The organism is Streptomyces lusitanus (assembly GCF_042647945.1).
In the GTDB taxonomy this organism is placed as follows: domain Bacteria; phylum Actinomycetota; class Actinomycetes; order Streptomycetales; family Streptomycetaceae; genus Streptomyces; species Streptomyces pseudogriseolus.
In genome coordinates, this window is sequence record NZ_JBHRWL010000005.1 from 1 (window position 1) to 8,725 (window position 8,725).

Annotated in this window: 7 protein-coding genes and 1 riboswitch; of the genes, 5 read left to right on the plus strand and 2 right to left on the minus strand. The window is 69.1% G+C overall.

What is annotated here, in order from left to right; genetic code table 11:
* Positions 1–241: 241 nt before the first annotated feature.
* Positions 242–1,276, minus strand: coding sequence for a DUF4365 domain-containing protein (locus tag ACFOSY_RS09190; protein ID WP_394306248.1), 1,035 nt, complete (start codon positions 1,274–1,276; stop codon positions 242–244).
* A 312-nt stretch (positions 1,277–1,588) separates the two neighbouring features.
* Here ACFOSY_RS09190 and rlmN point away from each other — a divergent pair, with 312 nt between their 5' ends.
* The 5 genes from rlmN to ACFOSY_RS09215 all read left to right on the plus strand — a co-directional run bounded on the left by rlmN (position 1,589) and on the right by ACFOSY_RS09215 (position 7,641).
* Positions 1,589–2,695 carry a 23S rRNA (adenine(2503)-C(2))-methyltransferase RlmN gene (gene rlmN / locus ACFOSY_RS09195; protein ID WP_394306249.1) on the plus strand — a complete coding sequence of 369 codons (1,107 nt, stop codon included), beginning with the start codon at positions 1,589–1,591 and terminating at the stop codon, positions 2,693–2,695.
* Between the two features lie 24 nt (positions 2,696–2,719).
* Positions 2,720–2,825, plus strand: a riboswitch (TPP riboswitch).
* A gap of 80 nt (positions 2,826–2,905) precedes the next feature.
* Positions 2,906–3,991: a thiamine ABC transporter substrate-binding protein gene (locus ACFOSY_RS09200; protein WP_394306250.1), complete on the plus strand. Its 1,086-nt coding sequence runs from the start codon at positions 2,906–2,908 to the stop codon at positions 3,989–3,991.
* A complete protein-coding gene (locus ACFOSY_RS09205) occupies positions 3,988–5,643 on the plus strand; it encodes an ABC transporter permease (protein WP_394306251.1) in 1,656 nt (551 codons plus the stop codon). The genes ACFOSY_RS09200 and ACFOSY_RS09205 overlap by 4 nt, the downstream gene beginning before the upstream one ends.
* Positions 5,644–6,819 (plus strand): ABC transporter ATP-binding protein, encoded by a 1,176-nt coding sequence (locus tag ACFOSY_RS09210; RefSeq protein ID WP_394306252.1) that lies wholly within the window; start codon positions 5,644–5,646, stop codon positions 6,817–6,819.
* Between the two features lie 24 nt (positions 6,820–6,843).
* Positions 6,844–7,641, plus strand: a complete 798-nt coding sequence (locus tag ACFOSY_RS09215; RefSeq protein ID WP_394306253.1) for a maleylpyruvate isomerase family mycothiol-dependent enzyme — start codon at positions 6,844–6,846, stop codon at positions 7,639–7,641.
* A gap of 66 nt (positions 7,642–7,707) precedes the next feature.
* Here the strand turns inward: ACFOSY_RS09215 and ACFOSY_RS09220 are convergent, their stop codons facing one another.
* Positions 7,708–8,376, minus strand: coding sequence for an LAETG motif-containing sortase-dependent surface protein (locus ACFOSY_RS09220; RefSeq protein ID WP_394306254.1), 669 nt, complete (start codon positions 8,374–8,376; stop codon positions 7,708–7,710).
* Positions 8,377–8,725: the final 349 nt, after the last annotated feature.

Below are 8,725 nucleotides of genomic sequence, written 5' to 3' on the forward strand. Positions count from 1 at the left end.
GTGGAAGCCGTATTCGTGAACATGGGCCTGCTGAACTGCGATCTTGCCGAAGCCCAACGAGCCTTCCTCAACGCCCCATGCCGGGACGTCGAGCGCCGCTTCCACAACAGCGCCATGGACCTGCTCGAAGAGGCCGCCGACACCGACGCCTGACAGCACCCAGCGGCCCATCAGAGGCCCTTGACTCGACCATTAAGACTCCACCAACCTCAGGTATCACTCCCGGCGGTTATGGAGTGGCTCACCCTTTATAATTAGGCAGGTGTTCAACTAGTTCGCTATATTCAGGACCGAGCTCATGCAGAGCTAGGTGCCTTATGCCATTGTAAGTGGGAAGACCCCACTCGCGCACCAGGTCCTCGTACGAGAGTCCTAGAGATTTGAGACCTTGCCAGGTGAAGCGAATCTTCGTGTACATATCGAGCGTCTCATTGGAGGAGTTGTCGAAGTTTTTCCAGCCAATTCGATTGATTGCAGACTCGTCCCCGGCAAAAAAGTCTCTATAGCCGACGAGAATGTCATGATAGTGCTGCAATATTGACCAACTGTCCTCATTCCAAACATCGAGAGCGAGCAAGCGATCACAAAAGCGACTCGCTAGGGTATTAATTATATCCTCTCTGTCGTCGAACCATTCAGAGATGGCAGTGTACTGGTAGGTTGCCATGTTGAATAGGTGCATAAGTTTGGCCCTCTTCCCGTACTGCCTGAGAAGTGCCATAGCGGGAGGAGTTGGAACTCTATTGACTAGCGGGATGTACATCCGCTTAGTCCCTCTGCTTCGCCATTCTGGGTCATCGAAATTGAGAACTCTATCGATGTAGTCAGTCAGGTTGACGACGTATACCTCGTTGCGATCCAGGGGGACCAGAAATAGGACGACTGCAACGCTAGCGCCCATGGCCTCGACTGTGAGCAGTTCATCGACTTCCATGTCATAGGTGATTGCATCGAACCGCACCGCCCATGGTTCATCTCCTTCCTTCCTGCTGGACAGCATCTCTCGACCTAGCAATGGGTTAGAGCGTTGAACCGCCACCTTGGTCGCAATGTTGCTCTTATTGATTGATTTCAACTGGAAGAAGATGTGTTCACCCAGAGTCTCGAAACTCTCGCCATCATCGCCTACGGGCTCGAAAATCTCCACGGTGCCGTCAATGCCGTAATCGGGTGCGTATTCGTGAAGCACCCACTCCCGCGGTAGCGTGGAGCGCAATAGTGCGCCAGAATCATCTTCCATTACGTGCCTGAAATTGCGACGCTTCTTGTGGGCCATCTTGAATCCCCACTGTCGGTGATGTTCTTCGGCGGTCCCGGAGCGAGGTGTTCCTCAGGGCCGACCCATACGCGACTGATCATGCCGAACGGACGGTGGGCTGGGACACGGTTTCACCGCATCACGGTCCCCGACTCACCCCGCTCGCGTCGGCCAGCCGGAACCCAGGCTCACCTGGCGACCTACAGGCAGGTTGGGCCGTCTCTGGGCCGTCCGAGGCCGCTCAAGGGCGACCAACGACGACCACCACCGACAGGTGTGGCAGCCGACACCCGCAGGTCACCCATCTGGATCTGCGACACTGGTACAGCCATGCCTAAGCCCGGAGAACTTACATTCGTCGCGCCGCGCGGAGCCAAGAAGCCGCCGCGGCATCTTGCCGATCTCACGCCTGCCGAGCGCAAGGAAGCGGTTGCCGCGGTCGGTGAGAAGCCGTTCCGTGCCAAGCAGCTCTCGCAGCACTACTTCGCGCGGTACGCGCACGATCCGGAGCAGTGGACCGACATCCCCGCCGGCTCGCGCGGGAAGCTGCGCGAGGCCCTGCTTCCCGAGCTGATGAGCGTCGTGCGGCATCTGTCGACCGACCAGGGGACGACCCGCAAGACGCTGTGGAAGCTGTTCGACGGGACGCTCGTCGAGTCCGTGCTGATGCGGTACCCGGACCGGGTCACCATGTGCATCAGCTCGCAGGCCGGGTGCGGCATGAACTGTCCGTTCTGCGCGACCGGGCAGGCGGGTCTGGACCGGAATCTGTCCACCGCCGAGATCGTCCACCAGATCGTGGACGGCATGCGGGCGCTGCGGGACGGCGAGGTCCCCGGCGGGCCCGCGCGGCTCAGCAACATCGTGTTCATGGGCATGGGCGAGCCCCTCGCCAACTACAACCGCGTCGTCGGCGCCGTCCGCCGGCTCACCGACCCCGAGCCGGACGGGCTGGGGTTGTCGCAGCGCGGGATCACCGTGTCCACGGTGGGGCTGGTCCCGGCCATTCACCGGTTCTCCGACGAGGGCTTCAAGTGCCGGCTGGCGATCTCGCTGCACGCCCCCGACGACGAGCTGCGCGACACCCTCGTCCCCGTGAACACGCGGTGGAAGGTGCGCGAGGTGCTCGACGCCGGGTTCGAGTACGCGGCGAAGTCCGGGCGCCGGCTGTCCATCGAGTACGCGCTGATCCGGGACATCAACGACCAGGCGTGGCGCGGTGACCGGCTGGGGCGGCTGCTCAAGGGGCGTCCCGTGCACGTCAACCTCATCCCGCTCAACCCGACGCCCGGGTCCAAGTGGACGGCGTCGCGGCCCGAGGACGAGAAGGCGTTCGTCGAGGCGATCGCCGCGCACGGTGTGCCGGTCACGATCCGGGACACCCGTGGGCAGGAGATCGACGGGGCGTGTGGTCAGCTCGCCGCCACCGAGCGGTAGTCTGACCGGCGTCAACACATCTGCATATTCCGACAGGGGAGCGCCACAGCGCTGAGAGTGCGGCACCGGCCGCAGACCCTCCGAACCTGGCCCAGGTCATTCTGGGTAGGGAGATCGGTCATCACTCGAGCTGTTGCGCCCTGCCCGGCACCCCGCCCAGGGGTTCCGGGCAGGGCCGCGTCTCTTCCTGGTCACTCCAGGAGGAATCAAGTGGGCATCACCAAGAAGGCCACGGTCCTGGCCGTCGGGCTGGGGCTCGTCACGCTGTCCGCCTGCGGGTCGTCCGGCGGGGACGACAGCGGCGGCACCGGCGGCTCCAGGACCGTGACCCTCGTCAGTCACAACTCGTGGGCCGTGTCCGAGGACGTCGTCGCCGCCTTCGAGAAGCAGTCCGGCTACAAGCTCAAGGTCCTCGAGGACGGCGACGCCGGCCAGGCCGTGAACAAGGCGATCCTGACCAAGGACAACCCCCAGGGCGACGTCTTCTTCGGCGTCGACAACACCCTGCTCTCCCGCGCCCTCGACAACGGGCTGTTCCAGTCCTACGAGGCCAAGGGGTCCGACCGGATCAGGCCCGAGTACCGGGTCGACGAGGACCAGCACCGGGTCACCCCCGTCGACACCGGCGACATCTGCGTCAACTACGACAAGGCGTGGTTCGAGCAGAAGAAGCTGACCCCGCCGAAGACCTTCGACGACCTGGCGAAGCCGGCGTACAAGGACCTCCTCGTCGTCGAGAACGCCGCCACCTCCTCGCCCGGCCTCGGTTTCCTGCTCGGCACCGCCGCCGAGTACGGCGACGACGGCTGGGAGGACTACTGGAAGAAGCTCAAGGCCAACGGCGTCAAGGTCGTCGACGGCTGGGAGCAGGCGTACAACGAGGAGTTCTCCGGCTCGGCCGGCGGCAAGAAGGCCAAGGCCGACCGGCCGCTCGTCGTGTCGTACGCCTCCTCCCCGCCCGCCGAGGTGATCTACGCCGACCCGCGGCCGGACACCGCGCCCACCGGCGTCGCCGAGGGCACCTGCTTCCGGCAGGTCGAGTACGCGGGCCTGCTGAGCGACGCGAAGAACCCCGAGGGCGGCAAGGCGCTGCTGGACTTCATGGCCGGGCAGACCTTCCAGGAGGACATGCCGCTCAACATGTTCGTCTACCCGGTGCGCGAGGGCGCGCAGGTGCCCGAGGAGTTCGTGAAGTTCGGGCCCCAGGCGAAGCAGCCGCGGACCATGGACCCGGCGAAGATCTCCGAGAACCGTGACCAGTGGGTCAAGTCGTGGACCTCGCTCGTACTGAAGTGAGCCCGCGCCGCCCCGGCCGGTGGCGCCGGAACGCGGCCCGGCTCGGCCTGATGGCCGTGCCGGGCGCGTTCTTCGCCGTCTTCTTCGCCTACCCGGTCGCCGCGATCGTCGCCCGGGGGCTGAAGGCCGACGGCGGCTGGCAGCCGGGGCGGATCGCGGACGTGCTGGCCCAGTCCGACATCCGTCAGGTGCTGTGGTTCACCACCTGGCAGGCCCTCGTCTCCACGGCCCTCACCCTGGTGATCGCCCTGCCCGGCGCCTACGCCCTGGCCCGCTTCGACTTCCCCGGCAAACAGGTGCTGCGGGCGGTGATCACCGTGCCGTTCGTGCTGCCGACGGTCGTCGTCGGCACCGCGTTCATGGCGCTCGTCGGGCGCGGCGGGCTGCTCGACGAGCTGTGGGGCGTACGCCTCGACACCACGGTCTGGGCGATCCTCCTCGCGCACGTCTTCTTCAACTACGCCGTCGTCGTCCGCACCGTCGGCGGGCTGTGGGCGCAGCTCGACCCGCGGCAGGAGGAGGCCGCGCGGATGCTCGGCGCCTCCCGTCTCACCGCCTGGCGCACCGTCACCCTCCCGGCGCTCGCGCCCGCCGTGGCCGCCGCCGCGCTGATGGTCTTCCTCTTCACCTTCACCTCGTTCGGCGTGGTGCAGATTCTCGGCGGGCCCACGTTCTCCACCCTTGAGGTGGAGATCTACCGGCAGACCGCCGACCTCTTCGACCTGTCCACGGCCGCCGTCCTCACGCTGATCCAGTTCGTGGCCGTCGGCGCGATCCTCGCCCTGCACGCCTGGACCGTGCGGCGCCGCGAGACCGCGCTGCGGCTGGTCGACGCCTCGGTGACCGCCCGCCGCCCGCGCGGCGCCGGACAGTGGGCGCTGCTCGGCGGGGTCGTCGCCACGGTCGCCGTCCTCCTGCTGCTGCCGCTCGCCGTGCTGGTGCAGCGTTCCTTCGGCGACGCCGGACTCGCCTACTACCGGGCGCTGACCGAGGCGGACGGCGGGGTGTTCCTGGTCGCCCCCATCGAGGCGATCGGCAACTCCCTGGCCTACGCCGTCGCCGCCACCGCCATCGCCGTGGTGATCGGCGGTCTCGCCGCCGTCGCGCTGACCCGGCGGGACGCGGGACGGCTGGTGCGCGGCTTCGACGCGCTGCTGATGCTGCCGCTCGGCGTGTCCGCGGTGACCGTCGGCTTCGGCTTCCTCATCGCCCTCGACGAACCCCCGTTGGACCTGCGCGCCTCCTGGATCCTGGTGCCGCTCGCGCAGGCGCTGGTCGGCGTCCCCTTCGTCGTACGGACGATGCTGCCGGTGCTGCGGGCGGTGGACGTGCGGCTGCGGGAGGCGGCGTCGGTGCTGGGGGCGTCGCCGTGGCGGGCCTGGCGGGAGGTGGACCTGCCGCTGGTGCGGAGGGCGCTGCTGATCGCCGCCGGGTTCGCCTTCGCGGTGTCCCTGGGGGAGTTCGGGGCGACGGTGTTCATCGCGCGGCCGGACAACCCCACCCTGCCGGTGGCCGTGGCGCGGCTGCTGGGACGGCCCGGGGACCTCAACTACGGGCAGGCGATGGCCCTGTCGACGATTCTGATGATCGTGTGCGCCGTGGCTCTGCTGGTGCTGGAGCGGCTGCGGACCGACCGGACGGGGGAGTTCTAGATGCCCACCGACAGCCCGAGGCCCACGGACAGCCCGAGGCCCACGGACAGCCCGAGGCCCGCGGACAGCCCGACGCCCACGGACAGCCCGACGCCCACGGACAGCCCGACGCCCACGGACAGCCCGACGCCCGCCGACAGCCCGACGCCCGCCGACAGCCTGCTGAGCCTGGAGGCCGCGACCGTCCGCTTCGGCGGGCGTGCCGCGCTGGACGCCGTCGGCCTCGACGTCGCCGAGCACGAGATCGTGTGCGTGCTCGGGCCCAGCGGCAGCGGCAAGTCCACGCTGCTGCGCGCCGTCGCCGGACTCCAGCCGCTGGACGCCGGGCGGGTCCTGCTCGACGGACGGGACCAGGCGGGCGTGCCCGCGCACCGGCGGGGCGTCGGGCTCATGTTCCAGGACCACCAGCTGTTCCCGCAGCGCGACGTGGGCGGCAACGTCGCCTTCGGCCTGCGCATGCACCGCGCGCCGCGCGCCGAACAGACGCGGCGCGTGGCCGAGTTGCTGGACCTGGTCGGGCTGCCCGGGGCGTCCGGGCGGGCCGTCGCCGCCCTCTCCGGGGGCGAGCAGCAGCGCGTCGCGCTCGCCCGCGCCCTCGCGCCCAGCCCGCGGCTGCTGATGCTCGACGAGCCGCTCGGTCAGCTCGACCGGTCGCTCAGGGAGCGGCTCGTCGTCGAACTGCGCGAGCTGTTCGGCCGGCTGGGCACCACCGTGCTGGCCGTGACGCACGACCAGGGCGAGGCGTTCGCCCTGGCCGACCGGGTGGTGGTGATGCGCGACGGGCGGATCGCCCAGTCCGGCACGCCTCTCGAGGTGTGGCAGCGGCCCGCCGACGCCTTCGTGGCCCGCTTCCTCGGTTTCGAGAACGTCGTCGAGGCGTCCGTCGCCGACGGCGTCGCCGTCACCCCCTGGGGCAAGGTGCCGGTGCCCCCGGACGCCCCCGAGGGCACGCGGCCGCTGCTGGTCCGGCCCTCCGGCGTCCGGCTGGTCCCGGCCGGGGAGGGACTGCGCTGCACGGTGACCGCGCGCACCTTCCGCGGCACCCATGTCGCCGTGCGGCTCCAGCCGGAGGACGCGCCCGCGCTGGAGGCGGCCTGCGCCCTGCGGGACGCGCCGGACGTCGGGGACGTCACCGGCGTGGAGTTCGACGGCGCGGAAATCGCTGTCCTGGGCTGATCACCGGTGCCTAGGGTGAGCGGCATGACTCGACTCGCCCACGAACGCTACTGCGACGAGATCGCCCACCAGGTCGGGCAGCTGAGGGCCGTGGTGACCTCCGGCACGGATCTGTCCCGCACCGTGCCGACCACACCCGACTGGTCCGTGGAACAGCTCGTGCGGCACCTCGGCGGCGCCCTGCGCTGGGTGGCCCTGATGGTGCGGACCGGGGCGGAGAAGGAGGCCCCGGAGGAGGACGTGCCGGGCTTCGAGGGGCCCGAGGCGCGCGGTGACGCCGCCGTGCTGGACGCCTGGCTGGCGGAGAGCGGCGACCTGGTCGTCTCCGCGCTGCGGGAGGCCGGGCCGGACGCGCGCGTGTGGAGCTGGGCGGGCACCGACGACGCCGGCTTCTGGGCCCGCCGTATGACCCACGAGGTGACCGTGCACCGCGCGGACGCCACGCTCGCCGCCGGGCTGCCCTACGAGGTCGCGCCGGAGGTGGCCGCCGACGCGGTCGACGAGTGGCTGGAGATCGTGATGTGGGCGCAGCGGACGCTGCCCGACGACGCGGTGCACGGGCTGCGCGGCCCCCTGCGCACGATCCACCTGCACGCCACCGACACCCCGCCCGGCGTGAACGCCGAGTACCTGATCCGGCTGGACGAGGACGGAATCTCCTGGCGCCACGGCCACGAGAAGGCCACGGTCGCCCTGCGCGGGCCGCTCACCTGGGTGCTGCTCGCCTTCTACCGCCGTATCCCGCTGGACGATCCCCGCATCGAGGTGCTCGGCGAGCGCGCGCTGCTCGAAACCTGGCTGGAGCGGGCCACGTTCGGCTGACCGGCCGGCAACGGCGTACGGCCCGCCCCCGGTTCGGGGACGGGCCGCAGGCGGTTCCGTGAGGCGTCAGCGCTGGCTGTTCGCCCCGCGGCGGCGCATGCCGAAGAACACGGCGCCGCCACCGAGGACGACCAGGGCCGCGGCCACACCGGCGATCATGCCGGTGTTGGAGTTGGCGCCGGTCTCGGCGAGGTTGGACTCACCGGCCGGGGACGGGGCGTTGTCCGACGTGTCCGCCGGGGGAGCGCTCTCGCTGGTGCTCTCCGACGGGGCCGGGCTCGGCTCCTCGCTCTCCTCGGCCGGGGCCGAGGTCTCCTCCGACGGCGTGGGCTCGGGGGACGGGGACTCCTCGTCCTCCTTGCACGGCGTCGACGGCGTGGTCAGGTTCGGCTTGATGTCCTCGTCCACGTACGGCTTGGCCGACACGTGGATGCGGTACTCGGCGTTGGGCTTCCAGTCCTCCTCGAAGGTGATGGTCGTGCCCTCCTTGGACCCCTTGACCACCTGCTCGCCGATCTTTTCGATGTCGGCGCCGTTGTTCTGGAGGAACACGGTCACGGTGGCGGGGACGCCGGCCGGGTCGACGTCGGTGACGGTGATGACACCCTTGTCACCTTCGCACTTGGCCTCGGCCGAGAACTCGTTGATGTTGCACGCCGCGGCGTTGCCGGCGGCACCGAGCGCGAGCGCGGCGGCCGCGGAGACGACACCGAGGGCGCGCACGGAGCGGGTCACGGTACGGCGTGATACGGACAGAACTGCCACGTTTGTCCTTTACATGATGCGCAAATGCGGGGGGTTGAGGGAGGGGTGATGAAGAATCAGCACTCCCATGAGGCTCCCAGGTCTATAAGCGTCGCATAAGTAGTGTCAACGCATATGCCTACCGGGGGGCCGGGCTTTGCCTAGTTGTTAACCATCCGCACGTTTACCCGCCCTGCGAACCGCAACGATCCGGCCGCAGCGTCCGGGAACGGTCACCGACCGTGTGCGGCAGGGGAGTTGCCGTGACGGCTGGTCAACAGGCAGGTCACCACCATACGTTGCCCCCGCGCACGGAAACGCGGCAGGGGCGGGGTGCTCG

What these genes read in the sequence shown, in the direction of transcription:
- ACFOSY_RS09190 (WP_394306248.1), bottom strand. Translation starts at nt 1,276, where the DNA reads ATGGCCCACAAGAAGCGTCGCAATTTCAGGCACGTAATGGAAGATGAT.
- rlmN (WP_394306249.1), top strand. Translation starts at nt 1,589, where the DNA reads ATGCCTAAGCCCGGAGAACTTACATTCGTCGCGCCGCGCGGAGCCAAG.
- ACFOSY_RS09210 (WP_394306252.1), top strand. Translation starts at nt 5,644, where the DNA reads ATGCCCACCGACAGCCCGAGGCCCACGGACAGCCCGAGGCCCACGGAC.
- ACFOSY_RS09215 (WP_394306253.1), top strand. Translation starts at nt 6,844, where the DNA reads ATGACTCGACTCGCCCACGAACGCTACTGCGACGAGATCGCCCACCAG.